Source organism: Gordonia sp. IITR100, from assembly GCF_002009645.1.
Taxonomy (GTDB): Bacteria; Actinomycetota; Actinomycetes; order Mycobacteriales; family Mycobacteriaceae; genus Gordonia; species Gordonia hongkongensis.
In genome coordinates this window covers 1-26,237 of record NZ_MVKV01000017.1, presented here as the reverse complement: position 1 = coordinate 26,237, position 26,237 = coordinate 1, and the positions used below count along the sequence as shown (strand labels likewise).

At 67.9% G+C, this 26,237-nt stretch carries 25 protein-coding genes; 15 read left to right on the top strand and 10 right to left on the bottom strand.

The genetic code is table 11. From position 1 onward, the window contains the following. Positions 1 to 86: 86 nt before the first annotated feature. Together B1818_RS19175 and B1818_RS19170 are read left to right on the top strand one after the other, a co-directional pair. The gene (locus tag B1818_RS19175) at positions 87 to 788 is read left to right on the top strand and encodes a TetR/AcrR family transcriptional regulator (RefSeq protein WP_058252488.1); all 702 of its coding nucleotides are present in this window, start codon (positions 87 to 89) and stop codon (positions 786 to 788) included. A gap of 67 nt (positions 789 to 855) precedes the next feature. Next, on the top strand, positions 856 to 2,094 hold the full coding sequence (locus B1818_RS19170; RefSeq protein ID WP_078113675.1) for an MFS transporter: 1,239 nt from the start codon (positions 856 to 858) through the stop codon (positions 2,092 to 2,094). Here the strand turns inward: B1818_RS19170 and B1818_RS19165 are convergent. Beyond that, positions 2,075 to 2,683: a TetR/AcrR family transcriptional regulator gene (locus B1818_RS19165; RefSeq protein ID WP_078113719.1), complete on the bottom strand. Its 609-nt coding sequence runs from the start codon at positions 2,681 to 2,683 to the stop codon at positions 2,075 to 2,077. The two genes, B1818_RS19170 and B1818_RS19165, sit on opposite strands and share 20 nt — an antisense overlap. A 116-nt stretch (positions 2,684 to 2,799) precedes the next feature. Here B1818_RS19165 and B1818_RS19160 point away from each other — a divergent pair, with 116 nt between their 5' ends. From B1818_RS19160 to urtE, 6 genes are all read left to right on the top strand, one after another. Next, positions 2,800 to 3,846, top strand: coding sequence for an oxygenase MpaB family protein (locus tag B1818_RS19160; RefSeq protein WP_078113674.1), 1,047 nt, complete (start codon positions 2,800 to 2,802; stop codon positions 3,844 to 3,846). Between the two features lie 277 nt (positions 3,847 to 4,123). Next, positions 4,124 to 5,437 (top strand): urea ABC transporter substrate-binding protein, encoded by a 1,314-nt coding sequence (gene urtA, locus B1818_RS19155; protein WP_091344393.1) that lies wholly within the window; start codon positions 4,124 to 4,126, stop codon positions 5,435 to 5,437. A gap of 102 nt (positions 5,438 to 5,539) precedes the next feature. Beyond that, positions 5,540 to 6,427, top strand: a complete 888-nt coding sequence (urtB, locus tag B1818_RS19150) for an urea ABC transporter permease subunit UrtB (protein WP_058252491.1) — start codon at positions 5,540 to 5,542, stop codon at positions 6,425 to 6,427. Continuing rightward, positions 6,424 to 7,536 (top strand): urea ABC transporter permease subunit UrtC, encoded by a 1,113-nt coding sequence (gene urtC, locus B1818_RS19145; RefSeq protein WP_078113673.1) that lies wholly within the window; start codon positions 6,424 to 6,426, stop codon positions 7,534 to 7,536. The genes urtB and urtC overlap by 4 nt, the downstream gene beginning before the upstream one ends. After that, entirely contained in the window at positions 7,533 to 8,429 is an 897-nt protein-coding gene (urtD, locus tag B1818_RS19140; RefSeq protein ID WP_078113672.1) for an urea ABC transporter ATP-binding protein UrtD, read from the top strand. The genes urtC and urtD overlap by 4 nt, the downstream gene beginning before the upstream one ends. Before the next feature lie 3 nt (positions 8,430 to 8,432). Beyond that, positions 8,433 to 9,125, top strand: coding sequence for an urea ABC transporter ATP-binding subunit UrtE (gene urtE / locus B1818_RS19135; RefSeq protein WP_068970915.1), 693 nt, complete (start codon positions 8,433 to 8,435; stop codon positions 9,123 to 9,125). 18 nt (positions 9,126 to 9,143) lie between these two features. Here urtE and B1818_RS19130 read toward each other — a convergent pair whose 3' ends face one another. Then, a complete protein-coding gene (locus tag B1818_RS19130) occupies positions 9,144 to 9,761 on the bottom strand; it encodes an SDR family NAD(P)-dependent oxidoreductase (protein ID WP_078113671.1) in 618 nt (205 codons plus the stop codon). A 45-nt stretch (positions 9,762 to 9,806) separates the two neighbouring features. Here B1818_RS19130 and B1818_RS19125 point away from each other — a divergent pair, with 45 nt between their 5' ends. Next, complete coding sequence (locus B1818_RS19125; RefSeq protein ID WP_078113670.1) at positions 9,807 to 10,262, top strand: TetR-like C-terminal domain-containing protein; 456 nt, start codon at positions 9,807 to 9,809, stop codon at positions 10,260 to 10,262. Between the two features lie 24 nt (positions 10,263 to 10,286). On the opposite strand, the gene B1818_RS19120 is transcribed toward B1818_RS19125, so the two are convergent. Beyond that, positions 10,287 to 11,027 (bottom strand): hypothetical protein, encoded by a 741-nt coding sequence (locus B1818_RS19120; protein ID WP_058252497.1) that lies wholly within the window; start codon positions 11,025 to 11,027, stop codon positions 10,287 to 10,289. Between the two features lie 58 nt (positions 11,028 to 11,085). Between B1818_RS19120 and B1818_RS19115 the strand changes: the two genes are divergently transcribed. Then, positions 11,086 to 11,265 (top strand): hypothetical protein, encoded by a 180-nt coding sequence (locus B1818_RS19115; protein WP_058252498.1) that lies wholly within the window; start codon positions 11,086 to 11,088, stop codon positions 11,263 to 11,265. Between the two features lie 105 nt (positions 11,266 to 11,370). Beyond that, positions 11,371 to 11,790, top strand: coding sequence for a hypothetical protein (locus B1818_RS19110; protein ID WP_078113669.1), 420 nt, complete (start codon positions 11,371 to 11,373; stop codon positions 11,788 to 11,790). Between the two features lie 105 nt (positions 11,791 to 11,895). Here B1818_RS19110 and B1818_RS19105 read toward each other — a convergent pair whose 3' ends face one another. Then, complete coding sequence (locus B1818_RS19105; RefSeq protein WP_058252500.1) at positions 11,896 to 12,231, bottom strand: transglycosylase family protein; 336 nt, start codon at positions 12,229 to 12,231, stop codon at positions 11,896 to 11,898. A 277-nt stretch (positions 12,232 to 12,508) separates the two neighbouring features. Then, complete coding sequence (locus B1818_RS19100) at positions 12,509 to 13,816, bottom strand: cytochrome P450 (protein WP_078113668.1); 1,308 nt, start codon at positions 13,814 to 13,816, stop codon at positions 12,509 to 12,511. An 83-nt stretch (positions 13,817 to 13,899) separates the two neighbouring features. On the opposite strand from B1818_RS19100, the gene B1818_RS19095 reads away from it, so the two are divergent. Continuing rightward, positions 13,900 to 14,577, top strand: coding sequence for a TetR/AcrR family transcriptional regulator (locus tag B1818_RS19095; protein ID WP_078113667.1), 678 nt, complete (start codon positions 13,900 to 13,902; stop codon positions 14,575 to 14,577). A gap of 61 nt (positions 14,578 to 14,638) precedes the next feature. Here B1818_RS19095 and B1818_RS19090 read toward each other — a convergent pair whose 3' ends face one another. Next, positions 14,639 to 15,724: an NADH:flavin oxidoreductase/NADH oxidase gene (locus tag B1818_RS19090; RefSeq protein WP_078113666.1), complete on the bottom strand. Its 1,086-nt coding sequence runs from the start codon at positions 15,722 to 15,724 to the stop codon at positions 14,639 to 14,641. Between the two features lie 59 nt (positions 15,725 to 15,783). Here B1818_RS19090 and B1818_RS19085 point away from each other — a divergent pair, with 59 nt between their 5' ends. Further along, positions 15,784 to 16,575 carry an enoyl-CoA hydratase gene (locus B1818_RS19085; protein WP_078113665.1) on the top strand — a complete coding sequence of 264 codons (792 nt, stop codon included), beginning with the start codon at positions 15,784 to 15,786 and terminating at the stop codon, positions 16,573 to 16,575. A 61-nt stretch (positions 16,576 to 16,636) separates the two neighbouring features. Here B1818_RS19085 and B1818_RS19080 read toward each other — a convergent pair whose 3' ends face one another. The 4 genes from B1818_RS19080 to B1818_RS19065 form a co-directional block, all read right to left on the bottom strand. Then, positions 16,637 to 17,788, bottom strand: coding sequence for an acyl-CoA dehydrogenase family protein (locus B1818_RS19080; RefSeq protein ID WP_058252504.1), 1,152 nt, complete (start codon positions 17,786 to 17,788; stop codon positions 16,637 to 16,639). A gap of 20 nt (positions 17,789 to 17,808) precedes the next feature. Next, positions 17,809 to 19,041 carry an acyl-CoA dehydrogenase family protein gene (locus B1818_RS19075; RefSeq protein ID WP_065631040.1) on the bottom strand — a complete coding sequence of 411 codons (1,233 nt, stop codon included), beginning with the start codon at positions 19,039 to 19,041 and terminating at the stop codon, positions 17,809 to 17,811. 90 nt (positions 19,042 to 19,131) lie between these two features. Then, positions 19,132 to 20,373, bottom strand: a complete 1,242-nt coding sequence (locus B1818_RS19070; protein WP_078113664.1) for an AI-2E family transporter — start codon at positions 20,371 to 20,373, stop codon at positions 19,132 to 19,134. A gap of 143 nt (positions 20,374 to 20,516) precedes the next feature. Then, positions 20,517 to 22,913, bottom strand: coding sequence for an acetyl-CoA acetyltransferase (locus tag B1818_RS19065; protein WP_078113663.1), 2,397 nt, complete (start codon positions 22,911 to 22,913; stop codon positions 20,517 to 20,519). A 184-nt stretch (positions 22,914 to 23,097) separates the two neighbouring features. On the opposite strand from B1818_RS19065, the gene B1818_RS19060 reads away from it, so the two are divergent. Both B1818_RS19060 and B1818_RS19055 read left to right on the top strand, forming a co-directional pair. Then, a complete protein-coding gene (locus tag B1818_RS19060) occupies positions 23,098 to 24,339 on the top strand; it encodes an acyl-CoA dehydrogenase family protein (RefSeq protein WP_078113662.1) in 1,242 nt (413 codons plus the stop codon). Positions 24,340 to 24,365: 26 nt separating this feature from the next. Further along, the gene (locus tag B1818_RS19055) at positions 24,366 to 25,661 is read left to right on the top strand and encodes a WS/DGAT domain-containing protein (RefSeq protein WP_078113661.1); all 1,296 of its coding nucleotides are present in this window, start codon (positions 24,366 to 24,368) and stop codon (positions 25,659 to 25,661) included. Positions 25,662 to 26,237: the final 576 nt, after the last annotated feature.

Below are 26,237 nucleotides of genomic sequence, written 5' to 3'. Positions count from 1 at the left end.
AGGTCCGAAACTGTTTATGTCGGTAACTGCGTACAGTAGACGCAGTTGTGCGCGACGGCAAGGGTCGCCGACCGAGAGGACCGCGAATGGCAGAGGGTGGGGACGGGACGCTGCAACGGCTGTGGACTGGTGGCAGGGCGGGCAGCCGTGGTCCCAAACCGGCCCTCGATCTCGACCGCATCGTCGACGCCGCGATCGCGATCGCCGACACCGACGGCCTCGACGCGGTTTCCATGGCGCGCGTGGGTGAGGCGCTCGGCTGTTCGGCCATGGCCCTGTATCGCCACGTGTCCGGCAAGGCTCAGCTGCTGAGCCTCATGGTGGACGCGGTGGCGGGTCAGCTCGCGTTGCCGCCGCGCCGAGGGGAGTGGCGCGAGGATCTGGCGGCGTGGACGCGGGCGCAGATCGACGGCATGGTCGAACGCCCCTGGTTCCTCGAACTGCCGCTGACGGTCGCGGTCCCGGGGCCGCGTCGAATGCGTTGGATGGAGGCGGGTTTCGAGATCCTGAAGGACTTCGACCTGCCCGGTGACGACAAACTCGAGATCCTCGGCCTGCTCGCCCAGTATGTGCTGTCGGCAACCCGGCTGGAGATCGAGATGCGTCGTGCGACGGGTACCGATGTGGAGTCGGACTTCGAGCAGGTGCTGACCGGTCTCGCCGATCCCGCGCAGTACCCGTACCTGTTCGCGGCGATGCAGAGCGCGGGCGGGGAGTCCGACGACCGTGAATTCGGGCTGCAGCTCATTCTCGACGGCATCGCATCGCGCGCCACCGGCTCGCCCTGACGCGTCACCGGGCACGCTGACCGGCCGCCCACCGCCGCACTCGCATCGGTGCGGCATGATGTCACCCATGTCGACTGTGCGCTCGGGCCGGCTCGCGGTCGGCACGCTGTCGCTGCTCACCGTTCTCTACTTCGCGCAGGGCCTGCCCTACGGATTCTTCAGCCAGGCGGTGCCGGTCATCCTCCGCGAGGAGGGCTACTCACTGACCCAGATCAGCGTGTACGGACTGTTGTTCGCGCCCTGGGGCCTGAAATTCCTGTGGGCGCCCTATGTCGACGCCTACGGCACCCGGCGCAGATGGCTGGTGTCCCTGCAGTTGTCGTCGGCGGTCGTCGCACTCGTCTTGGCGACGCTCGATCTGTCCGGGTCCCTGGTCTGGCTCCTGATCGGCATCGCGGTCATCAACCTGCTGTCGGCGACGCAGGACATCGCGACCGACGGGCTGGCGGTGTCGATGCTGGAGCCGCGTCAGCGCGGTCTGGGCAACGGAATCCAGGTGGGCGCGTACCGAATCGGCATGATCGCCGGCGGCGGCGGGCTCCTCTGGCTGTTCTCGTTCGCCGGCTGGCGCACCTTGTTCGTCGTGATGGCGGTGCTCCTGTTCGCGGTCACCGTCGGCGTGTGGTTTCTCGCCCGTGAGCCGAGCCGACCGACCGGCGATGCGCCACTGACACCGTCGAAGCGGGTGTCGCCCGGGTTGTTGCTGACGGGCTGGTCGTCGCGGCTCCGACGTCCGGGCGTGATCGCGTTCATCCTCGTCGTCGGCGCGTTCAAGTTCGGGAACTCGATGGCGTCGGCGCTCGTCGGCCCGTTCATGTCCGACATCGGACTCACACTGGGCCAGATCGCGCTCGTCGAAGGTGCGTTGTCGTCGGCCGGGGCGCTCGGCGGAGCCGCGCTCGGCGGGTGGCTCGCGTACACCTACGGTCGGCGGCACGCACTGCTCGTCGGCGGTGTCACCCAGACACTCAGTCTCGGACTGTATCTGGTCGCGTCGATCGGCGTCGGCGGCTTCTCGCTGGTGGTCACGGCCAGCCTCGCCGAGCACATCCTGGGTGGCGCGGCGACCGTCGCGGTGTTCACCCTGATGATGGATGCGTGCCAGAAGGGCTACGAGGGCAGCGACTACACCTTGTTCGCGTGCGCGGTGGTCGGCGTGCAGGGCGCGGCCGGGTTCGCCGCCGGGATCGTCGGCGACCTGTTCGGGTTCCCGGCGATCTTCGCGTCCGGCCTGATCCTGTCCGGCCTCGGCTGCCTGGTCATGATCCGGGCCCTCGATCGCGGTCTCATGGAACGTCTCGGGTAGGCAGGAGGGTCGCCATCGCCTCGTCGACGACGCGGTCGAGGTCGTCACCCAGGCTGCCGGCCAAGAACTGTTGCACCAGTTCGGACATCGCGCCGGTGAAGATCGCGGCCCGCACCCGGCTCGTGAGCCGGTCGGTGTCGCGGGCGTCGGCCTCGGCGAACGCGAGGTCGCGGAGCATGCCCTGGGTGGTGGCCCGCCGTTCGGCGAGAACGGGATTGGTCACCCCGGCGGTGAACAACACGCGGCCGCGCCGCGGATCCGACGACGCGTGGCCGAGGACCGCACGGATACCCGCGCGGGTGCGTGACCGGACCGAGGGGCCCGCCTCGCGCATCGCGGCCTCGACCACCGCACCGAGTTCCGCGGTCGCGGTGTCGTAGACCGCGCCGAGCAGATCGTCGGTGTCGGAGAAGCTCTCGTAGAAGTACCGGGTGTTGTAGCCGCAACACCGGCACACCGAGCGAACCGACAGCTCGGCTTCCGCGCCGACGCCTCCGAAGATGTCGAAGGCGGCCGCGATCAGGGCCGCTCTACGCTCCGCGCGCCGGTCCGCGAGCGGTACGCCCGCCCAGCGGGTCGGTGAGGACATCTGCTCACCATAGTCGGCCGCGAACGTGCCCCGCACAGATCTGGTCACGACTGTACCCAAAGAGTTACTCTGGGTACGACCGTGACCAATGGTCGACCCGAGCGGAAGGTCTCCAGATGACTGTGTCCATGGCTCCTCTCCGACTGCCGTCGACCGACTGGATTCCGGTTCCCCTCCCGCACGAGTTCGTCGGGTCGTGGCTGAACGGCAAGTTCGACGCCCACGTCCGAGCGAAGTTCTTCCGCGGGATGGACTTCGAGAAGCCGGCCGGCGATCCGGGTTGGTTCGGCCCGGGCAGCGCGACCTGGTACGTCCATTCGCACACGCCCGCGCTCATCTTCGGACTGCAGTGCGCGTCGTACCTGGAGCGTCTCGACCCGAGCATCTTCTGGATGGGTGTGCAGCACTCACGGCTGGTCCGGCGGCGCGAGGACGGAACCCCGACCCTGTCCATCGACCCCGACGGCGCGATGACCAGACTCGGGCACTCGCTGGCCTTCTTCATGGGGACCGCGTACGGCTCGACCGAGTCCGCCGAGCGACTGGCACGGACGGTGCGCGCGATGCACCACACCATCAAAGGTGTGCGGCCCGACGGTGCGGCCTACGACGCCGATGATCCGGCCTGGCTTCGCTGGAACTATGCCACCGTCGTATGGGGTATCGCCACCGCGCACGAGATCTACCACCCGCGGCCGCTACGGGGCACCGAACTCGACGGCTATTACCGGGAATTCGTGCGCGTCGGTCATGCGCTGGGCGGGACCGACCTGCCCACGACCAAAGCCGACACCCTCACCTGCCTGGCCGAGTATCTGCCGAAACTCGCACTCACACATGGCAATGCGATGGCCACCGGGTTGAACGTACGCAACCCGGCCCAGGGCGTCGTGGACTGGGCGATCCGTGACACGATGCCCCGCTGGGCCCAGCAGCTCATCATGTACCGCCCGCCCAATCCGGTCGAACGGCGTGCGCGCCGGAGTGCGGTGTGGGGTCTGATCAACTCCGCCCACCTGACGATGGGGGAGGCGCCGAAGTTCGCAGCCGCTCGTCGCCGCGTGGCGCACGGGACGACGGTGCCGCACACGCTTCCGCGCTATGAACTCGGATCCGACCCCGAGCGTACCCGTGCCGAAATCGAGGCCTCGTTCGCCCATTAGCCGCTGTGGGCGCTCATGTCAAACCGGGTCACTCCGAAACATCAATGAAGGCAACGGAATTCGCGGGCATCAGATCGTGACGGCGGGTCCGGAAGCGGAAACATCGATTTCATCTCACGTCACGCCGGTGTAACAAAGTCAATTTACGTTTACCTCCCATACGCCAGATCGCAAGGCTTGCGACGCGTATCTCATCGGGGGTCACGCGGTGACAGGCCGCGTGTTCGTCGTGCCCCCATCTGAGTGGACCTGAGACGTAATGAGAAAGGCTTCGCCGATGCCGTCTGTTCCGTTGCCGCCCGGCCCCCCGCCGGCGGACATCCCGCCGTCCGCCCCGACCCGGTCACGCCGTCGGCGGTACGGCATCCTGGTCCCCGCGGCGCTGTCCGCGGTGGCGCTGGTCCTGAGCGCCTGTGGCAGTTCGGCCAGCGAGGAATCGGCATCGAGCGCCGAATCGTGTGTCGACACCTCCGGGAGCACCATCAAGGTCGGCTCGCTGAACTCGCTGTCGGGCACCATGGCGATCTCCGAGGTCACCGTGCGTGACTCGATCAAGCTCGCCGTCGATCAGATCAACGACAACGGCGGAGTGCTGGGCAAACAGATTCAGCTCATCGGCGAGGACGGGGCCTCCGAGCCGACGATCTTCGCGGAGAAGGCCGAGAAGCTGATCTCGAGTGATTGCGTCGCAGCGGTGTTCGGCGGTTGGACGTCGTCGAGCCGAAAGGCCATGCTGCCGGTCTTCGAGGACAACAACTCGCTGCTGTACTACCCGGTGCAGTACGAGGGCCTGGAGTCGTCGCCGAACATCTTCTACACCGGCGCCACGACGAACCAACAGATCGTGCCGGCTCTGGAGTACCTGAAAGAGGAGGGCGTGAAGTCGCTCTACCTCGTCGGTAGCGACTATGTCTTCCCGCAGACGGCCAACCGTGTCATCAAGGCGTACGCGGAGGCCAACGGCATCGAGATCAAGGGCGAGGACTACACCCCGCTCGGTTCGACGGACTTCTCGACGATCGTCAACAAGGTCCGTACCGCCGACGCCGACGCCGTGTTCAACACTCTCAACGGCGATTCCAACGTCGCGTTCTTCCGCGAGTACAAGAACGTCGGACTGACCCCGCAGGCCATGCCGGTCGTCTCGGTGTCCATCGCGGAGGAAGAGGTCGGCGGTATCGGTGTGGACAACATCGAGGGCCAGCTGGTCGCGTGGGACTACTACCAGACCGTCGACAACCCGGTGAACGCCTCGTTCGTCCGTGACTACAAGGCCGCCTACGGTGCCAACAAGCCGACCTCCGACCCGATGGAGGCCGCCTACGTCTCGGTCTACCTGTGGAAGAACACCGTCGAGAAGGCCCAGTCGTTCGCCGTCGCCGATGTCCAGAAGGCTGCCGGCGGAGTCACTTTCGACGCTCCGGAGGGGCTCGTCACGATCGACGGCGAGAACAACCACATCACCAAGACCGCGCGCATCGGTGAGATCCGTGGCGACGGACTGATCTACACGGTGTGGGATTCGGGTCAGCCGATCGAGCCGGACCCCTACCTGAAGTCGTACCCGTGGGCCGAGGGCCTGAGCAACTGACACCGTCGACGACCCGTCCCGCGTCCTCCGGCGACGCGGGACGGGTCGCGCACGGTCCCTCCCGGCGAACGCGGCACTCGCCGACGACGAACGGATAGACACGTGGAAACCGTTATCGGACAGCTCTTCACCGGGCTCAGTCTCGGTTCGATCCTGCTTCTCGCAGCTCTCGGCCTGTCCCTGACCTTCGGTCAGATGGGCGTGATCAACATGGCCCACGGGTCGTTCATCATGGCCGGGTCCTACACCGCGTACACGGTGCAGGAATACCTGATCTCCAATGCCGGGGTGTCCCTGCTGGTCTCGCTCGTCATCGGATTCCTCGTCGGCGGCCTGATGGGCGTTCTCCTCGAGGTCACCCTGATCAAGCGCATGTACGACCGCCCCCTGGACACACTCCTGGTGACGTTCGGTGTCGGATTGATCCTCCAACAGCTCGCCCGCGACATCTTCGGCGCGCCGGCGGTCGACGTCGTCGCACCGTCGTGGTTGTCCGGCGGCGTCGACATCCTCGGCGCGGTCGTCCCGAAGACGCGCCTGTTCATCATGCTGCTGGCCATCGTCGCGGTCACCGCGATCGCGGTGACCATGAAGTACACGCCGATGGGTCGTCGCATCCGCGCCGTCGTCCAGCACCGGGATCTCGCCGAGACGAGCGGGATCTCCAGCCGCCGAACCGACATCACGACGTTCTTCATCGGTTCGGGACTCGCCGGCATCGCCGGGGTGGCACTGACGTTGATCGGCTCCACCAGCTCGAACACCGGGATGACCTATCTGATCGACGCATTCCTGGTCGTCGTCATCGGCGGACTGGGCCAGATCAAGGGCGCGGTCATCGCGGCCATCGCGCTCGGCGTCCTGAACTCGTTCATCGAATACAACACGACGGCGTCGGTGGCCAAGGTCGCCGTGTTCGTCATCATCGTGATCTTCCTGCAGATCCGGCCGCAGGGACTGTTCACGGTCCAGTCGAGGAGTCTTGTGTGAAGGACTATTTCAGCAGTTCCTGGAAGGTCTGGGCGGGCTTCGGCGTCGCCGCCATCCTGTTGTTCGGGGTCGCGCCCGCCGTCCTCTCGGACTTCCGTCTCAACCTGCTCGGCAAGTTCCTCTGCTTCGGCATCGTCGCGGTGGGCATCGGCCTGGCCTGGGGTCGTGGTGGCATGCTCACCCTCGGCCAGGGTGTGTACTTCGGGCTGGGTGCGTACATCATGGCCATGCACCTCAAGATCTCCGACGCGGAACTGCGCGGCGACGACGTGCCCGACTTCATGCAGATCGCCGGGATCAGCGAACTGCCCGGGTACTGGAAGCCCTTCGCCTCACCGGTGGTGACGATCCTGGGCATCCTGCTGGTACCGACGTTGCTGGCGATCCTGCTGGGACTCGGCGTGTTCAAACGGCGTGTCAAGGGCGCCTACTTCGCGATCCTGTCGCAGGCGTTGGCCGCGGCCTTCGCGATCCTGCTCATCGGTCAGCAGACCACTGGTGGCAGCAACGGCCTCAACCGTTTTCGCAGCTTCTTCGGGCTCGCCCTGAACGACCCGGTGAACCGGCAGCTGCTGTTCTTCATCACCGCGGCCATCCTGCTCGCCGTCGTGGCGATCACCCGTCAGCTGATGTACAGCCGGTACGGCGAACTCCTGGTCGCCGTCCGCGACCAGGAGGAGCGGGTCCGGTTCCTCGGCTATGACCCGGCCAACACCAAGGTCGTCGCCTACGCGATCGCGGCGCTGTTCGCGAGCATCGCGGGCGCCATGTTCGTTCCCATCGTCGGCATCATCTCGCCCGCCGACGTCGGGATCGTGCCATCCATCGCCTTCCTCATCGGCGTCGCCATCGGCGGGCGCACAACGCTTCTCGGCCCGGTCCTCGGCGCCATCGCGGTGGCCTGGGCGCAGACCAGTCTGTCGGAGAGCTTTCCGTCCGGCTGGACTTATGCGCAGGGAATCCTGTTCATCGTGGTCGTCGGGTTCTTCCCGGCCGGGCTGGCCGGCCTGGGGGCACTGGTCAAGTGGCGCCGGAAGAGAGCTCCGGTTTCTTCCCCGACCGGCGACATCGACGAACACACCAGCAGCAAGGTAGGAGCGTCGTCATGACCGAAGCAGAATCGACGGTCGTCGGGCACCCGCCGGTCGCCGGCGGCAACGCCGGGATGGACAGCGACTACCTCCAGGTGCGCGGTCTCAGCGTGGAGTTCGATGGTTTCAAGGCCGTCTCCGACGTGGATCTCACACTGCTGCAGGGTGATCTGCGGTTCCTGATCGGCCCGAACGGTGCCGGCAAGACCACCATCATCGACGCCATCACCGGTCTGGTGAAGTCGACGGGCTCGATCCAGAAGTCCGGTGTCGAACTGGTCGGCAAGAAGGTGCACCAGATCGCGCGGCTCGGGGTGGGCCGGACCTTCCAGACCGCGAGCGTCTTCGAGGAACTGAGTGTGCTGCAGAACCTCGACATCGCCGCGGGCGCCGGGCGTTCGGTGTGGACGATGCTGCGGCGTCGACCGACGCAGATCCCCGACTCGATCGCCGAGGCGCTCGAAACCATCGGCCTGCAGGACCTGGCCGACACACCCGCGGGCGTACTGGCCCATGGTCAGAAGCAATGGCTCGAGATCGGGATGCTGCTGGTGCAGAACGCCTCGGTGCTGCTGCTGGACGAGCCGGTCGCCGGGATGAGCCACGAAGAGCGTGAGGAGACCGGGAACCTGTTGCGCCGCATCGGCGGTGAGCGCACCGTCGTGGTCGTCGAACACGACATGGACTTCATGAGGTCCTTCGCGACATCGGTCACCGTGCTCGCGCGGGGTCGGGTGCTCGCCGAGGGCACGGTCGCCGAGGTCCAGGCGAACGCGAAGGTCCAGGAGGTGTACCTCGGGACCGCGGCCGGCGGTGAAGAACTCGCGGAGATCGCCGCCGAGGTCGACTCCGACACGACTGCGACTTCGGCGAGCGCGGCTGCAACGCAACCGATCACGGAGAAGGGCTGAACCATGCTGAAGATCTCCGGAGTCCATGCGGGCTACGGTCGGACCGAGGTGATCCACGGGGTCGACATCGAGGTACCGACCGACGGCGTCGTCGCGGTGATGGGACACAACGGGGCCGGGAAGACGACCCTGCTCCGCGCGGCCGTCGGGTTGGTGAAGACCACCAAGGGCACCATCACGTTCGACGGCGTCGACATCACCCGGGCGCGTCCGAGCGTACGGGTCGGGCACGGCATCGCCTATGTGCCCCAGGGGCAGCAGAGTTTCGGCCATCTCACCACCGCCGAGAACCTGCAGGTGGTGGCCGACGGCCGCAAACGCGGCAAGGAGCTGGTCGCCGAGATGCTGGACATGTTCCCGGCACTCAAGGAATTGCTGGGACGACGCGCCGGCCTGTTGTCCGGCGGCCAGCGTCAGCAGCTGGCGATCGCGCGCGCGCTCATCACCGAGCCGCGGATGCTCATCCTCGACGAGCCGACCGAGGGCATCCAGCCGTCGGTCGTCGCCGAGATCGAGCAGACCATCACCACGCTCACCCAGCGCGGTGGGCTGGGCGTGCTCCTCGTCGAACAGCACATCGGGTTCGCCCTCGAGGCGGCGCAGCGGTACTACGTGCTGGAGAGCGGCCGCGTGACGTCGTCGGGTGAGGGCGGTACGGCCGCCGAAAGTGCGGTGCGCGAGGCGATGACGATCTAGCACGACGCGCGGGTCACCTCAGCCGGGCGCTTGCCGGCTGAGGTGCTCCCACTCGTGATAGCCCCGGTCACGTGCGCGGTCCATCTCGAGCACATAGTCGAACGACTGGCTGCCGACGATCAGGCGCCGAGGCGGGTCGGGGAGCGCCACGAGTTCCAGGATGACCGGCGCGGCCTTGCCCGCTCCGTAGAAACCGACGGTGGCCATTCCTCCGCCGCTGCCCATCGACGTCACCTGCAGCAGGCGGCCGCCGCCGCCGGCGCGCAGGTGGGGCAGGACGGCTTGCGCGACCCAGACGGCACCGAAGAAATTCAGGTCGAGGTGCGCCCTGATCTGGGCCTCGGTGGCCTCCTCGACCATTCCGTAGAGCATTCCGCCGGCGTTGTTGACGACGATGTCCGGTCGGCCGAACGCGGTGACCGCTGCATCGACGCCGTCGAACACGGCCTGCCGGTCTGTGACGTCGAGCGATAGGGGATGGAGTTGATCGGGATGTCGCGTGGCCAGCGACGCCAGCGGTTCGATGTTGCGGGCGACGGCCACGACCTCGTCGCCGGCGGCAAGTGCCGCTTCGGTGAACGCGCGTCCGAGTCCGCGGGATGCGCCGGTGATGAACCAGACCCGTGAGGTGATCATCGAATTTCCTCCTAAGTAAACGGAACGGTCCGTCTCGGAACAACTATGGCCGAGCTCGCTCGGTGGCCGTCGAAGAGCGCGGTCGTCTTCGCAGCGGTGCTCGCGCTGAGCGAGGGGGCCGACGGGCAGTCGGTCGAGTTGCCGGACACCGGGGATCTCGAGGCGGACCTGAAACAGGTCATGCGGGAGACGGTGGCAGAGTTCGCCGATCCGTCCTTCGATCGCCTGATCCGCGCGGTGAACACGGAGATCGCGAATGACGCCGACCTCGCGGCGGAGTACCGGGAGAAGCTGTCGCGACCGTTGGACGACGCCAAGAAGGCTCGGCTTCGCATGGCCGAGCGGGCGGGCCAACTGCCCCCCGACACGGACCTCGACCTGTTTCTGGAGATGCTCTACGCCCCGTTGTTCCAGCGGTGGTTGCACCGCAGCGGCCCGCTGACCGAGACCTACGCCGACGCACTCGTCGAGGCGACGCTCCGGGCGTTCGGGGGGAGGTGACGGTCGGCGCGGTCCGCGCCGGCGTCAGTCCAGCCGGACCCCGATCTCGGGGGTGAGTTCGTGCGGCGCGTGGAGGGGGAGATCGTCGCCGCTCCAGAATCGCCCGGGGTCGAACCAGTTGGAGTCCTTGGACGCGTCGAGGATGCCCATCTCCCGATAGGTGATGGCCACCACCTCGGCGCAGTAGGCGGCTTCGAGTCCGACGCCCTCGGTGTTCTGATTTTTCCGCTGCTGCCGTTCGTCGCGTCGTTGACGGACCTTGCGGTCGAGGTAGGGGATGCCCCGGACGAGGTCGGTCGAGTTGGGCACCCGGCCGCGAAACCACCGGCCGGCCAGGCGCGCGGTGGTCGGGAACGGCGTCCCGTCGAGTTCGGCGATCACCTTGAGGAGAGCGTTCTCCTGATCAGCGGTCACGTCCGGGGTGAGCTGACGGAACCAGCACGCCTGCTTGTAGCGGATCATCCACTGCTCGACGGCTTCTCGCGCGTCGTGTAGCTGCACGCCGCGATGATTCGATCCGGTCCACACGTCGGTCAGCCGATCGCCGAGCTCTGCGTGCCACAGCAGCGGTGGCAGATCGTCGATGCAGACCGCCATCGCGACATGGTTCACGGGCGCGTTGGTCAAGGTGCGGATGGCCCGGTCCGGTCCGGAATGGCCGCGGAAGAGCCAGATGTCGCCGGTGCGGGTGGCGTCGAGTGCGTCGGTCAACGAGATACCGGCGTCGGCGCGGTCTCGGCCGAGGAGAATTCTGCTGGTGGGCACGAGAGCAGGCTAATGCGTCCGGAGCACGCACGACGCCTGCGCGACCTATCCTGCCCGCATGAGGAACCTGTGGAAATGGCTGGGATTGGCGGGCGCGGTCGGGGTGGCCACCGGCGGGGTGATGGTCGCGCGTGACCAGCGGCAGCGGAAGTCCTATTCGGCCGACGATGTCCGGGCACGCCTGCACCAGCGGCTCGACGAGACGGAGAATGCGGGTGGCGATACCGCTGATTCCTGAGGGCCGAAGTGGCGGTGAGGATCGGAGTGGCGGAGCCACTGATTCCTGAGGACACTGGACAGCGTTGACCGGCGGCTCGTCAGGGTGGCCGGAGGAAGGAACATCATGACCGACAACAGCGGCTCCGGCGGACCGTTCAATTTCGGCCCCGAGGACTTCGACCGATTTGCGCGCGAAGCCGGTGACGGACTGCGCGACGTGTTCGGCAAGCTCTTCGAGGGTCAAGCCGGACCGGCAGCCTTCTCGATGTTCTTCGACGAGGCCGCCCGCGGCCGCACTCGCACCAAGCCCCGTGAGGAGACCACCGGTGAGGCCGGCTCGGGTGTCTGGGCGGTGTTCGTCGTCGACGACGACGGCGGTGCCCGCGTCGAGCAGGTCTACGCCACCGAACTCGAGGCCCTGCGCGCCAACAAGACCAACACCGATCCACGACGCAACGTGCGGTTCCTGCCGTACGGCATCGCGGTGAGTGCGTTGGACACGACGATCAACGACAGCGGCGACGACGCCGCGCCCACGCCGTAGACAGCGGCAGACGCAACAAGGCCGGCGAGTCCTGAAAAGGACCCGCCGGCCTCGTCGTGTCAATGACTGCACGGCCTCACGGCACGTGCTGCGCCGGTGCCTGCGTCAGAGGTTGGCGCCGCACACCGGCCAGGCGCCGGGGCCCTGGGTGGCGAGCACGTTCTCCGCGACGCGGATCTGCTCCTCGCGCGAGGCGTCGGCCGGGTTACCGGTTCCGCCGTTGGCCTGCCAGGTGCTCATCGAGAACTGGAGGCCACCGTAGTAGCCGTTGCCGGTGTTGATGGCCCAGTTGCCGCCGCTCTCGCATTGAGCGACCGCGTCCCAGTTGCCGCCTGCTGCGTGCGCGGTGGACGCCAGCATCCCGAAGGGGGCGGCAGTCAGTGCGCCGACGATGGCGGCGCGGGCGACGAGCTTGGTCATGTGGGTCTTGGTCATTCGCATGGTCTTCGTTCCTCCTCACCACCCCGGGGTTGGCAGGGCGGTTGATCTCGGACCGTGGGCGACCATACGGGTTGGGTAACGGCTTGGTCACGTCGAGCCCGTGACCTGGGCCATTCGGATAACGTCGGGATAACGCTGTTAGCTTTGCGGCGAATTCGCAGCGCATACCGCTATTCGGCGGGGTCTCGCCGTCGCCGATGTTCGGCCACGTTCGATGACGAAGGTCACAGCGTGAATGTGGGGCCCGTCACGTCGGCCCCCGGGCGTCGAGCTGGGGTCAGCGCGGAACGACAGCGATACGACCACCGCGGGACGGGGCATACGCCACCCCGCGCGAGAACCAGCGTTCGGACCTGGCGCTGGTCGGCATCAGTTCGAAGTCCGCCAGCAGTGTCCGCAGGGTCACGTCCATCTCCATGGTCGCGAATGCCGCCCCGATGCACCGCCGCGTGCCGCCGCCGAACGGCAGCCATGCCGCCGGAGGCTTGGTGCCCAGGAAACGGGTCGGGTCGAAGACCTCGGGCCGGGCGAATTCGCTGCTGTCGTCGTGGAGGAGTGCGATCGAGACGAGGACGTTGTATCCCTTCGGGATCCGCCACTTGCCGAGGTCGAGATGGTCGGCGACGACATGCCGGCCGGCGAAGTCGATGACGGGTCGGCTGCGCTGGACCTCCAGGATGGTGGCGTGGCGGTAGTCGGAGCCACCGGCGTCCACCTCGGCCACCAGTTCGCGCACCACCTCGGGGTGCCGGCGCAGCCGCTCGAGCGCCCACGAAAGGGTCGTCGCCGTGGTCTCGTGTCCGGCGGCGAGCATCGTGGCCAGTTCCTCGGCGATCTCGTCGTCGGTCATCGGACTGCCGTCGTCGAAGGTGCTGCGCAGCATGATCGCAAGGATGTCGGTGCGCTCATCCAGGCGAGAATCGTTGCGCGCCTTCGTGATCAGCCCGCCGACGTAATCTCGGTATTCGGCATTGCGTCGCGCGTACCGGTGATTGGGGTCGATCGGCCGGAAAAGGCGTGGGAGTGGGGGTACCGTCGCGGCGCGCGAACCGACGGTCACCATCGGTGGGATCATGTCGCGGAGTCGGTCCAGCTCGCTGCCCTCGGCGCCGAAAACCGCGCGGAGGATGACGTTCAGGGTGATGCGCATCATCGGTTCGATGGAGGCGAACTCGACCCCGGTGGGCCAGGACGCTGATTCGGCGCGAACCTCGTCGACCACCATCTGTTCGTACGACCGAATCGGCTTGCCGTGCAACGGCGGGGTGAGCAGTTTGCGCCGGGCGCGGTGTCGGGCGCCCTCCAGCGCGAACATCGATCCGGTGCCGAGTATGCGGCCGAGGTTGGGCTGGACGTTCTCGACCTGGTCGCCGGCGGTGAACAGCTCGCGCGCCATCGCGGCATCGGAGATGACGACGGAAGGGCCGAAGACGGGCAGGTTCACGGTGAAGGCCGAGCCGTGACGGTCGTGGAGATATCGAAAGAAGTGTCGCCGCGACACGACCGCGCCGAGCCCCTGGATGGTGGACGGGATCGACGTGGTGGGCGGCAGAACCGCCTCACCGCTCAGGGTCGGGGTGTTCACCAGTGGGGTCCTCTCGCCGCAGCGGGTGGTACGTCTACGTACCACCCGACGGTACGCTCACGTACCGGGCGAGACAAGGGCCTATGCTCGAAGGCGTGACTGGATCGGGCCCGCGCGCTTCGCTCCCGGCGCCTGCGACATCGGGCCCGCTCGCTTCGCTCCCGGCGCCCTGGCTGACCTCGTCGGCGGGCGCATCGAGCCGGGACCGGCTGCTCGCGGCGATGCTCGAGTGCATCGTCGAAGCGGGTTACCGCGACACCACGGTCGCCGACATCGTGCGGGTCGCGCGGACCTCGAGGCGGTCGTTCTACCAAGAGTTCGCCGACAAGCAGTCATGCTTTTTCGCGCTGCTGACGGTGACCAACGAGTTCATGATCGCCGAGATCGCGCGGCGCGTGGATGCGGAAGCCTCCATCGAGGAGCAGGTGCGACAAGCGGTGTCGTCATATGTTGCAGCGAGCGAGCGGTATCCGGGTCTGACGCTGAGCTGGATCCGCGAGTTGCCCGCGCTCGGCAGCGCCGCCCAGGCGGTCAAGGACGAGGCCCTGGAAGCGTGGATCGAACTCTTCGTCGGCCTCACCTCGACCCCGACGATGGCCGCGGCGGGGGTGGTGCCGATGGACCGTCAGCGCGCGATCTTCCTGTGGGGTGGCTTCCGGGAGCTGACCGCCGGTGCCGTCGAATCCGGCGCCCCGCTCGCATCGATCATCGAGCCGGCAACCGCGGCGTCCCTCGCGCTGGTGACGCCGCGGCCGGTGTGACGAGACCCTTCGTGACGGCCCTCCGCAAGCTCCGGGCCTCCTCAGGGAGCGGGGACCGGGCTCAGTGCCATGAACCGCGTTGATATTGCGGCGGATACGGCGCCTCGCGCTTGTCGATGCCCAACTCGTGTGCGGCGCGCAGCGGCCAGGACGGCTCCCGCAGCGCGACGCGTCCGAAGAAGACGGCGGTGATGTCGTCGTCGCCGGCGACCTTCTCGGCCTGATCGGGTTCGGTGATGAGGCCGACGGCGGCGGTGGGCACACCCGACTGGCGGTGGATCGACCGGGCGAGGTCGACCTGGTAGCCGGGTCCGACGGGGATGTCGGCGAGGACGTTGCCACCCGAGGAGACGTCCACGAGGTCGACGCCGCGGCCGGCGAGGAGGGCGGCGAGACGGGCGGAGTCGTCCACATCCCACCCGCCCTCGGTCCATTCGGTGCCGGACACCCGGATGAACAGCGGCTTCGACGACGGCCACACCGCGCGGACCGCGTCCACGACCTCGAGGGTCAGCCTCGTGCGTCCCTCGAAGTCGCCACCGTAGGCGTCGGTGCGCCGGTTCGAGAACGGGGAGAGGAACTGATGCAGCAGGTAGCCGTGCGCCGCGTGGATCTCGACGACGTCGAACCCGGCGTCGTCGGCGCGACGGGCGGCCTGTGCGAACGCGTCCACGACCTCGGCGATCTGCTCGGTCGTCATGGCGGTGGGGGCGGGCAGTCCCTCGAAGGCGACGTCGGACGGGCCGAATGTCGTCCAGCCGCCGTCGTCGAGCGGAATGGCGCCGGAGCGGTCGTCGAACGGTGCGTAGGTGGAGGCCTTGCGGCCGGCGTGGGCGAGCTGGGTGCCGATGACCGAGCCCTGCGAGTGGACGAAGTCGACGATGCGTCCCCAGGCCGCGGCCTGGTCGTCGTTCCACAGACCGGCGTCGTGTGCGCTGATCCGACCTTCGGGCACCACGGCCGCCGCCTCGGTGAGGATCAGTCCGAAGCCGCCGGCAGCTCGGGAACCGAGATGCGTCAGGTGCCAGTCGGTGGGCACCCCGTCGCCGGCGAAGCAGCTGTACTGGCACATCGGGGCGAGCCAGATCCGGTTGGGGATCGCGACATCGCGGAGGGTGATCGGTTCGAAGAGCGCGGTACTGGTCACGACGAGACACAACGATCGATCCGACGTCGTATTCCCGCGGCACTGCATAGTGTCGGGGCATGACCGAACAAATCCTGCACGAGGCGGTGTCGACGGAGATCGCCGAACCACTCGGGGTGATCACGCTGGGGGACGCGCGGCGTCGTAACCCGTTGTCCACGAGCACGATGCGCGCCATCATCGTCGCGCTTCGGGACTTCGACGACGATCCGCGCGTGCGGGTCATCGTGATCCGGGCGCTCGGACCCGCGTTCTCCGCCGGGCACGACCTCGGTGAACTCGTCGACCGGACCCTCGACGACGACGAGCGGGCCGTCTTCGCGACGTGCACGGAACTGATGCGGACGGTCCACGAGGTGCGCCAGCCCGTCATCGCCGAAGTCGCCGGCATGGCCTTCGCGGCGGGGTGCCAACTGGTCGCGACATGTGATCTGGCGGTGGCGGGTCGCAGCGCGCGGTTCAGCACGCCGGGCGTCCGCATCGGGTTGTTCTGCTCGACTCCGATGGTCGCGCTGTCCCGCGCGATCGGACGCAAGCGCGCCATGCACATGCTGCTCACCGGCGAACCCATCGACGCCGGGACCGCCGCGGACTGGGGGCTGCTCAGCGGCGTCGTCGACGACGACGAGCTCTCGAACTCGGTGCGGGAGCTGGCTCTCCACATCGCCGGGTCGAGTGCGCGGACCGTCTCCATCGGCAAGCAGGCGTTCTACCGGCAGGTCGAGCTCGACGAGTCGGCGGCGTATGACGAGATGGGTGAGACGATGGCGACCAATGCGATGACCTGCGATGCGCAGGAGGGTATGTCGGCGTTCCTGCAGAAGCGGAAGCCGGTCTGGACCGACAGCTGAGTCAGGCCCGAACGCCGAATCGCCACCTCCGGAACCGGGAGGTGGCGATTCGGCGATGCGGTCAGGCGTCGATCTGCGCGGTGGCGGTCGCGAAACGCGCGAGATGGGCGTCCGCGGTGCCGAATTCGTACTCGATCGCGGTGAGACGCTTGAAGTAATGGCCGATGGCCAACTCCTCGGTCATCCCCATGCCGCCGTGCAACTGCACCGCGTTCTGTCCGATGAACCGGGCGGCGCGACTGACGGTGGCCTTGGCGGCCGAGACCGCCGCCGCCCGTTCCGCCGGCGAGCCCTCGAGGGACAGGATCGCGAAATACTGTGCGGCGACCGACTGTTCGAGCTCGAGATGCATGTCGACCATGCGGTGCTGCAGCACCTGGAAGCTGCCGATCGGGACCCCGAACTGCTCGCGCTGCTTGGAGTACTCGACGGTGTCGGTGAACACCTTGCGCATCAGGCCGACGGCCTCGGAGACGACCGCGGCGGTCGCGGTGTCCCACGCCTTCTCGAGGATCTCGATGGCGTTCTCGTCGGCGATGAGCGCGTCGCCGGGCAGGCGCACGTCGGTGAACGTGATGTCGGCGGCCTGGCGGTCGTCGATGGTGCGCAGCTTGTGCAGCTCGAGCCCCGTCGGCCCGCCGTCGGCGAGATCGATCAGGAACAGCGAGACGCCGGCGGGATCGTGGGGTTCGCCTGCGGTGCGGGCACTGACGATCAGGTAGTCGGCGAGCGGCGCCGTGGTGACGACGGCCTTGGTGCCGTTGAGCACCCACTCGTCGCCGTCCCGGTCGGCGGAGGTCTCGATGCGGGAGAGGACCCCGCCCGAGCCGTCTTCGAGCGCGGCGAGTGCGCTGAGCGCCTCGCCCTCGGCAATGCGACCGGCGGCCTCGAGGGCGACGGGGTTACCGGTCGCGTGCAGCAGGCCCGCACCGAGCACGACCGTGTCGACGAACGGCTCGACCACGAGGGCGTGCCCGAGTGCTTCGGTGACGACCATCAGCTCTTCGGGGCCGCCGCCGAATCCGCCGATGTCCTCCGGCAGACAGGCGCCGACGACCCCGAGGTCCTCGACGAAGGCCTTCCAGATCTTCGGCTGCCAGCCCTCGCCGACCTTCGCGGCGTCGCGGCTGACCTGCAGGTCGTACCGCGCGTCGAGGAACTTGTCGAGACCGTCGGACAGCAGTTGCTGTTCGGGTGTGAGTGTGAAGTCCATTGGTTATCTCCTGTGACCCGTCAGAGACCCAGAGCCGCTTTGGCGAGGATGTTTCGTTGAATTTCGTTGCTGCCGGCGTAGATCGAGCCCGCGCGGTCGTTGAAGTAGTGCAGCGGCGCGACGGCCTGCCACGGTTCGCCGCTGACGTAGCCGTCGGTGGGCGGGGTGTACTGGAAGATGGGTCCGCCCGGCTTGGTGGCGTGCGGCTGGAAGACGCGTCCGTGCGGGCCCGCGGCCTCCAGGCTGAGGGTCGTGATCTCCTGGCTCAGTTCGGTACCGAGGATCTTCAGCATCGACGCGATGGAACCGGGGTCCTTGCCCGAACTCATCGCGGCGAGCGCGCGGTACTCGAGGACCTCGAGGATCTTCGCGCGCACCTGCAGGTCGGTGAGCTTGGCCGCGAAGGCCGGATCCTCCGACAGCGGGCCGCCGTTCGGCGCCGTCACCGACGCCGCGTCCCGGCCGAGCTGCTCGGCCATGACCTGCAGCGCCGGGGCGGCCGCGCCGCCGCCACGCTCGAAGACGAGCAGGTACTTCGCGACGGTCCACCCCTCGTCGATCTTGCCGAGGACGTTCTTCTTGGGCACGCGCACGCCGTCGAAGAAGACCTGCGCCTGCACCTGCTCGCCGGACGCGAACACGAGGTTCTGCACCTCGATGCCCGGCGAGTTCATGTCGATGAGCACGAACGTGATGCCCTGCTGCTTGCGTTCCTGGCGCGAGGTCCGCACGAGGCAGAAGATCCAGTTCGCCTCGGAGGCGTGGGTGGTCCAGATCTTGGAACCGGTGACGACGAGGTCGTCGCCGTCGTCGACCGCGGCCATCGACAGCGACGCGAGGTCGGAGCCGGACTCGGGCTCGGAGTAGCCCTGGCAGAAGAAGACGCTGCCGTCGAGGATGCCCGGCAGGAAGAAGTTCTTCTGCTCGTCGGTGCCGAACGCCATGATCGCGTGCGACACCATGCGGATGCCCATCGGCGACAGCGACGGCGCGCCGGCGAGGATCGACTCACGGCTGAAGATGTAATGCTGGGATTGCGACCAGTCGCATCCGCCGTACTGCACCGGCCACGCGGGAGCGGCCCAGCCACGCTCGTGCAGGATCGCCTGCCACTTCATCGAGGCCTCGTGGTCGGAGTAGACGCTGGTGCGCAGCGTGCCCGCCGCGCGTAGGTCGGGGGTCAGTTTCTCGTCGAGGAACGCGCGGACCTCGTCGCGAAACGCAGCGTCGTCCGGAGACCAGTTCATGTCCATGAGCGGTGCGCAACCTATCTGTAAACGGTTGTGGTCAGATTGGGGTCGAAAGGGAATCTACCCAATGATCGGCGCGCTGCGTAGCCCGCCTCACGTTTCCGGTTCCAGTGTGACGCCCGGGGCCGATCCGGGTGGCGGATCCTCACCCTTCGCGCCCGGGGTCTTCGCGGGTTCTCTCGTGTCGTCGTCGGATGTCCCCGCCTCGGTCGGGTCCGGGCTCTTCGGCTGCCCGCCCGACGACAGCAGCACGTCTGCCCAGCGGGTGGCGGGGTCGATGTCGATGAGCAAGGCCTTGGCGAGCAGGGTCAGCGGCACCGCGAGGATCGCGCCCAGCGGCCCGATCGCCCAGGCCCAGAAGAGCAGGGACAGGAAGGTCAGGGTGGTCGACAATCCGACCGCGTCGCCCACGAACTTCGGTTGGATGACCGACTGGATGATGACGTTGATCGCGCTGTAGACGACGATGACGACGATCATCTTCGTGGGCCCCCCGACGAGCAGTCCGAGCAGCGCGGGTGGGACCAGACCGATGATGAAGCCGACGTTCGGGATGTAGTTGGTGATGAACGACAGCAGGCCCCAGAGGATGGGGAGCGGGATGGACAGCAACGCGAGGGCCACGCTGTCGAGCACGGCGACGATCAGGCCGAAGACCGTCGACACCCACAGATAGCTGCGCGTCCCCTCCGAGAACGAACGGAAGGCCGATGCGATGTCGGGGCGCATCCGGTCCAGGATGTTCATCCGGTCGTCGAAGCCGACCGAGTCCGCGGCCATGAACAGCAGCAGGGCGAGGACGAGCACGAGCGCCGAGGCCACGCTGAACGTGCTGCTCAGCACGTCGGTCACGGCACCTACGACCTTGCTGGTGTCGACATGGGAGATCATGTCCTGCACCGTGTCGTGGCTGACGCCGTGGCTGGTGAGGAAGTTCTGGAAGCCGGTGACGAGGTCGTCGAACTTGTCGTCGTACTGCGGCAGGATCGATGCCAGGCGCGCGACGGAGAACACCAGCGCCGCGAACAGCCCGATGAGGATTCCGTAGACGAGGAGCACCGTCGTCACGAAGGCGGCCCACCGCGGGAAGCCCTTCTTGCGCAACCAGTTCGGGACCGGTTGGACGGCGACGGTGAGCATCAGCGCGAGAAAGACCGGACCGACCAGCGACGCCACCGATTTGATGCCGCCGATGGCGACGACGAGGCCGGCGATCGTGAGGAGCACGATGGTGCCCCGCGGCAGTGTCCAGTCGGGGGGATCGACCCGGTACGACGGTGGTGGGGGTGTGCGTTTGGAGGACTTGGTTCCGCGTGCCTCACTGCTACCGGACATGGTGTGCCGCCTTTCTGGACACGACTGTTACGTCGAAACAGCGGCCACCCACACGCCGGAGCGCGCGGAGTGGCCGCCGTCAAGTGTTCAGCATTCGACGACCATCCGCGCGCGTTCGGCGTGCTTACGTCTCCGGTTGGTTCTCAGTGACCCTTCCAGTTCGGCGTCCGCTTCATCACGAACGCCATGATCCCTTCGAGGGTGTCGCCGCTGATCACGAGCGAGTCGAGCACCGAGGTGCTGGCGTGGACGGCGTCGACCGTGTCGGTGATGGCGTCGGACTGTTCCATGGTGGCGATCGACGCCCGTACCGACGTCGGAGAGGCGGCCAGGATCTCCTCGGCCACGCCGCGTGCGGTCCCGAGAACCTTTCCGGCGGGGGCGATCCGGCTCACCAGTCCGGCGGCCGCGGCTTCGGCGGCGGAGATCCGACGCCCGGTCAGGATCATGTCGCGTGCGAGCGCGGGCGGGACCATCCGCGGCAGGCGGACCAGACCGCCCGCGGCGGCCGCCAAACCCACCTTCACCTCGGGCAGTCCGAACGATGCGTCCTCGTCGGCCACGACGATGTGACAGGCCATCGCGATCTCGCAGCCGCCGCCGAGCGCGAAGCCGTTGACCGCCGCGATCACCGGTTTGGGCAGGCTGCGCCGCGAGGTGAGTCCGGCGAACCCGTTCTTCGGCACCGACAGGGCGGCGGGCCCCGCGGTCGCCGCGAGATCGTTGCCCGCCGAGAAGGCCTTGTCGCCCTTGCCCGTCAAGATCGCCACCCACAGGTCGGGATCGGCGAAGTAGGCCTCGAAGATCGAGTCGAGTTCGGCGTTCGCGGCGGGGTTCAACGCGTTGCGCGCGTCGGGCCGGTTGATGGTCACCTCGAGCAGCCGACCGTCGCGACGGATCTCGACGTGCTCGTAGGAGTCGCGGAACGCCGGCGCGACGACCGGATGCCGGGAGTTCATGGCCGCGGAGGTCAGGGCCACCCGATTGCCTTTGTCGAAAGACCGCACGACGATCGGCGTGCCGACGGGGTCCTCGGCGGTGAGGAGGAGGTCGAAGAGTTCGTCGTCGTCGGAATCGAGATTGGCCACGAAGCGGGCGCCGAGTCCCTCCGGAACGGTCGGATCGACCAGCCGGCCGATCACCACACCGGTGCGGCGGCCGTTCTTCTGCGGGATGACCGTGTAGGTCTCGACGACCGCGGCACCGTCGGCGTCGGCGATCGTGGGAACGGTCGGTACCGCGTCGAGCTCGGCCTGGACCGGACCGCTGGTGTCCGGACGCCACGGTGCCGGCGTCGTCGAATAGACACCCGCGGCATGCTTGCTCAGCACACCGCCGTTGGCGACGACGAGACCGTAGTCACCCGGCGATCGCCGGACGCGGGTGACGACTTCGGCGATCGCGTGGAGCGAGTAGTTGTTGCCCGGCCCGCCGAAGAACGGCAGGCCACCCGTCACGGTCAGCCCGCGCGGATCGTCGGGCGACATGCCGATCCCGTCGAGGACGTTGAACACCGCGATCGGGAAGCAGCTGTAGATGTCGACCACGGAGATGTCGTCGAGCCCGATCCCGGCGACCTGCAGCGCATGCCGCACCGCCGCGGGAGCCGCAGGAGCGGAGGACAATTCGGGGCGAGCCAGGACCGGGCGTTCCACCGTCGACGAATGACCGTGCAGGAACACCCATTTCGCGGGGTCGATGCCGGCGGCCTGCGCGGCCCGCACCGACATCACGACCACGGCTGCGGCCTGGTTGACCTGATCGCGCGCCACGATGTACCGAGTGAACGGATCGGACACGATCCGGTTCTCGGGGGTGACGGTGACGAGTTCGTCGGCGGTGCGCGCCGTCGGGGCGGCCGAGTGCGGGTTGGCGGCGGCGACCTCGGTGAACGGTGCGAACAACTCACCCATCGTGGCGATGTAGGGGTCGCGGCCCAGGCCGGAGGCGTGCCGGCGGGCGTTCTCCAGCAGGGCGTACTGCGGCAACACCGACGCGAGGCCGTGCCGCATCTCGGCGACCGAGATGATGCCCTTGAGCCCGAAACCGCGGTCCTCGAGTTGCCCGCCGACCTCCTCGGCGAAGTTCGGGCGCTGATCCTCCGGCTGTGACATGAGGTGGCGGACCGTCGACATCACCTCGGCGCCGAACACCACGGCCCCCTCGGAGTCGCCGGCGGCGATGGCCGCCGCGAGTTCGGTGAGCATCGTCTGCGGGGTCTGGCCGCCGGTCACGGCCTGCACGGCGCGGCGTGGGTCCACCCCGATCCGGCTGCCGACCGCGCGCGGCATGTTGTCCGGTCGGCCCAGCGGTGACGACGACAACGGGCTCGAGATCTCGAACGAGCGGATCGCGGCGATCGTGTCGATCGACCCGGCGACGTCGCCTCCGGAGTCGGCGAATGCGGCGGTCACCGCCCGGGCGGCGAGGTCGGCCTCGCCGAGCGCCTCGTATCCGGGATCGGTCAGGCGTTCCGATGCCTGGCCCACGCCGACGACGACGGGGGTGGTCGGATCGATATCAACGAGCGTTGTTGGCATACCAAACATTGACACATGGCGTGACCGGGGTCTCATCGGAGGTGGCGGACGAGCGTCGGAGCGCCAGTGTGCGGTGCACGCGCCCAGAACGTCAGCGTTGCGGTCAGCGCGGTTGCAACCGTGGTCGGCCGGTGCCGAGCCGACCAGACTGTCGCCGACCAGTCTGCGATCGAAAGGACCCCCGATGACGTCCACTGTGCCGTCCACCGAGCAAACCAACCGGCCCGCCACCGAAACGACGGACGAGCGTCTCGACGAGGTGTTCGCACCGATCTTCGCCCGGATCGCCGAAGGCGCCGTGCAGCGCGAGGACGACCGCAGGCTTGCATACGACGAGGTCGCGTGGCTACGGGAGGCGAAGTTCGGTGCGTTGCGCGTGCCGGCGGAATTCGGTGGTTATGGCGCGTCGATCCGTCAGCTGTTCCGGTTGCTCATCGATCTGGCCGCCGCGGAGTCCAATCTCCCGCAGGCCCTGCGGGTGCACTGGTCGTTCGTCGAGGACCAGCTCGCCGCCCTCCCGGACGAGGCTGCGCAGCAGTGGTTGCGCAAGGTCGGCGAGGGGACGCTGGTCGGCAACGCGATCACCGAACCCGGCGTCGGCGCCATCGACCGGTACCAGACGCGCCTCACCCCGGACCCGGCGAGTACCGACGGCAGCGGGTTCCGGCTCGACGGCACCAAGTACTACAGCACCGGCAGCCTCTACTCCGACCACATCCTCGTCGCCGCCGACCAAGACGGTGAACGGGTCTCGGTACTCGTCGACGCCGACGCCGACGGCGTCACCCAGCACGACGACTGGGACGGCTTCGGCCAGCGCCTGACCGCCAGTGGCACCACCGAATTCGCCGACGTCGAGGTGCCGGCCGATCGGGTGCTCGGCCCGGGTTACGGCGGGGAGGGGCGCACCTACGCGACGTCGTACCTGCAACTCGTGCAGCTCTCGGTGCTCGCGGGCATCGCGGCACGCGCCACCGACGACGTCGTGGAGTGGGTGCGTAATCGCACGCGCACCTTCACGCACTCGACCGCCGACCTGCCGCGTCATGATCCGTTGGTGCAGCAGGTGATCGGCCGGTTGTCGGCGGCGGCTTACACCGCGCGCACGCTGGTCCTCGACATCGCCGACGAGCTCGACGAGCTCGCCCTCGCCGGCTGGGAGGACGCCGCGCTCCTCGACCGCGTCGAATTCGATGTCGCCCGTGCCCAGGCCGCCGTCATCCCCGCCGTGCTCGACGCGACCACGCAGCTCTTCGAGGTCGGCGGCGCGTCGATCACCTCCGAGCGTCTGCGCCTGGATCGCCACTGGCGCAACGCGCGGGTGATCTCGGTGCACAACCCGCTGATCTTCAAGCTGCAGGCGGTCGGCGACCACGTGCTCAACGGCACCGACCTGCCGTACGCCTGGAGCGCCGGGCAGAAGTAGCACGCCGTGCCGCTACGCTGGCGGCCATGCACCGGATGGCCGCGGCGGACGCGGTGTCGTACTGGATGTCGCAGCGCATCCCGAACGACGAGTTCCTGGTGTATTGCTGTGCCGCGCCGCGCAGTTCGATCGAGGACTGCGCGGCGCGACTCCGGCTGCGGGCGGCGCATGTCGACGATCTGTGCCTCCGGATACGAGATGTCCCGGGCACGGCCGACCGCCCGTACTGGGAATCCGTCCGGCCCGCCGACGACCAGGTCCGCGTGGCCCCGTCGAGCCGCACGTGGTCGTCGTGTCTGACGGAGATCGCCGGGCTCATCGCCCAACCGCTCGATCCCACGCGGGAGGCGTGGCGGGCGCACCTCTTCGGTCCGGTCGTCGACGTCCCGGCGGCGACGGGTCCGGTTGTCGTCGTCGTGCTCCAGGTCTGTCACGCCCTGGGTGACGGACGTCGGATGTCGCGGATCGCGCGCGACTGGTTCACGGCTCCTGCGCCTCCACGACGACCGGTGTCCGAGGTGCGTTCACCCTTCCGCGAGTTGATGGTCGACGCCGGTACGGCGCTCGGCGGAGTGCTTCGATTTCCCGGCGAGTTCGTCACGACAGCGTGGCGTGGGGTTCGCGCGGCGCGTCTCGCCTCGGCATCCGTGCCGGGAACGGCGGGATATGCGCCGACTCGGTTCAACGTCCCTCCCGGACCGCGGCGCATCCTGCGTGTGTTGGTCGTCGCGCGTGATCAACTCAGCGGACCCGGAGTACCGGTCACGGTCGCCGTACTCACCGCGATCTCGGTGGCGCTCCCGGAGTATCTGGGTGACCGGGATCGGCGATACGGCGCGGAGCTGACGGTCGGGCGTGGCGGAGAACGTCGAGCGCGCAACCATTTCCGCAACGCGGGGATCGATCTGCACGTCGACGTCGACGATCTGGTCGAGCGCGCACGACTCATCGACGCCGAGATCGCCGCCGCACGCGCGGCCGAGGCGGAACCGCTGCGGGTCGCGCAGCGTCGGGCGTCGGAGTCGACACCGGCGATCCTGACCCGATGGGGGATCCGATCCTTCGATCTCGACACCCCGCCGGCGACGGTCACCGGCGTCACCGTGGTCTCCTCGGTGAACCGCGGAGCCGCCGATCTCGACCTCGACGGAGGCGAGATCCTCTTCACCACAGGATTTCCCGCGCTGTCGCCGGCTCAGGGATTGACTCACGGCGTACACGGGATCGGCGACCGGGTCGCAATCTCGGTGACCACGAGCCCGGATGTCATGAACGATGTGGATCGGTACGTGGAACTGCTCGCGCGAGCGCTGGGTGGCTGAGTGCACGCCGCCGCGGCCCCTCCGCTCCACTCCCTGAGCTGAGTTGCGAGAAGCGCAGCCGCCCCCTCTGCTCCCTCATCCGAAAGAACCACGAAACCGCTGTTCTGCGATGTCCTCCCTTTGCTCCCTGAGGTGCGAGGAGCGTTAGCCGCCGGGCCGAGCAAGCGACGAAGGAGCGCGTCGAGGTCGACGAGCCTCGAAGGGTGGCGACGTCATGTCGCCAGGACCCTTCGTGACGGCCTCCGCAAGCTCCGGCCTCCTCAGGGAGCAGTGGTTGGGCTCGCTCCAACACAACGGGTTCTTCGGAGTCCACGACGGCCGCGAGGCGGCAGATGCTGAGGAGCGCCCGGAGCTTGCGGAGGGTGCGTACGAAGGGCCTGGCGACCAAATGTCCCCGCTCCCAGCGAATTCGACGTGATCTGCGCAGCCGACCATAGCCAGATGTCGAGGACTGCTCGTCGGGTGCGGATTCTTGTCGGTGGTCGGGTCTACCTTGGATGTATCAGTTGAACCGGTCAACCAGGCCGGGTGGCAACGACTTCGGGGGGAGTCACTGTGGGGGCATGGACGGATCTG

Excerpts from the sequence above, each read along its gene's own strand:
- urtA (WP_091344393.1), top strand. The coding sequence starts at position 4,124 with ATGCCGTCTGTTCCGTTGCCGCCCGGCCCCCCGCCGGCGGACATCCCG.
- B1818_RS19085 (WP_078113665.1), top strand. The coding sequence starts at position 15,784 with ATGACCGAACAAATCCTGCACGAGGCGGTGTCGACGGAGATCGCCGAA.
- B1818_RS19130 (WP_078113671.1), bottom strand. The coding sequence starts at position 9,761 with ATGATCACCTCACGGGTCTGGTTCATCACCGGCGCATCCCGCGGACTC.
- B1818_RS19060 (WP_078113662.1), top strand. The coding sequence starts at position 23,098 with ATGACGTCCACTGTGCCGTCCACCGAGCAAACCAACCGGCCCGCCACC.
- B1818_RS19125 (WP_078113670.1), top strand. The coding sequence starts at position 9,807 with ATGGCCGAGCTCGCTCGGTGGCCGTCGAAGAGCGCGGTCGTCTTCGCA.
- B1818_RS19075 (WP_065631040.1), bottom strand. The coding sequence starts at position 19,041 with ATGGACATGAACTGGTCTCCGGACGACGCTGCGTTTCGCGACGAGGTC.
- urtD (WP_078113672.1), top strand. The coding sequence starts at position 7,533 with ATGACCGAAGCAGAATCGACGGTCGTCGGGCACCCGCCGGTCGCCGGC.
- B1818_RS19055 (WP_078113661.1), top strand. The coding sequence starts at position 24,366 with ATGCACCGGATGGCCGCGGCGGACGCGGTGTCGTACTGGATGTCGCAG.
- B1818_RS19080 (WP_058252504.1), bottom strand. The coding sequence starts at position 17,788 with ATGGACTTCACACTCACACCCGAACAGCAACTGCTGTCCGACGGTCTC.
- B1818_RS19160 (WP_078113674.1), top strand. The coding sequence starts at position 2,800 with ATGACTGTGTCCATGGCTCCTCTCCGACTGCCGTCGACCGACTGGATT.
- urtE (WP_068970915.1), top strand. The coding sequence starts at position 8,433 with ATGCTGAAGATCTCCGGAGTCCATGCGGGCTACGGTCGGACCGAGGTG.
- B1818_RS19070 (WP_078113664.1), bottom strand. The coding sequence starts at position 20,373 with ATGTCCGGTAGCAGTGAGGCACGCGGAACCAAGTCCTCCAAACGCACA.
- B1818_RS19170 (WP_078113675.1), top strand. The coding sequence starts at position 856 with ATGTCGACTGTGCGCTCGGGCCGGCTCGCGGTCGGCACGCTGTCGCTG.
- B1818_RS19175 (WP_058252488.1), top strand. The coding sequence starts at position 87 with ATGGCAGAGGGTGGGGACGGGACGCTGCAACGGCTGTGGACTGGTGGC.
- B1818_RS19105 (WP_058252500.1), bottom strand. The coding sequence starts at position 12,231 with ATGCGAATGACCAAGACCCACATGACCAAGCTCGTCGCCCGCGCCGCC.
- B1818_RS19165 (WP_078113719.1), bottom strand. The coding sequence starts at position 2,683 with ATGTCCTCACCGACCCGCTGGGCGGGCGTACCGCTCGCGGACCGGCGC.
- B1818_RS19110 (WP_078113669.1), top strand. The coding sequence starts at position 11,371 with ATGACCGACAACAGCGGCTCCGGCGGACCGTTCAATTTCGGCCCCGAG.
- B1818_RS19095 (WP_078113667.1), top strand. The coding sequence starts at position 13,900 with ATGCTCGAAGGCGTGACTGGATCGGGCCCGCGCGCTTCGCTCCCGGCG.
- B1818_RS19115 (WP_058252498.1), top strand. The coding sequence starts at position 11,086 with ATGAGGAACCTGTGGAAATGGCTGGGATTGGCGGGCGCGGTCGGGGTG.
- B1818_RS19065 (WP_078113663.1), bottom strand. The coding sequence starts at position 22,913 with ATGCCAACAACGCTCGTTGATATCGATCCGACCACCCCCGTCGTCGTC.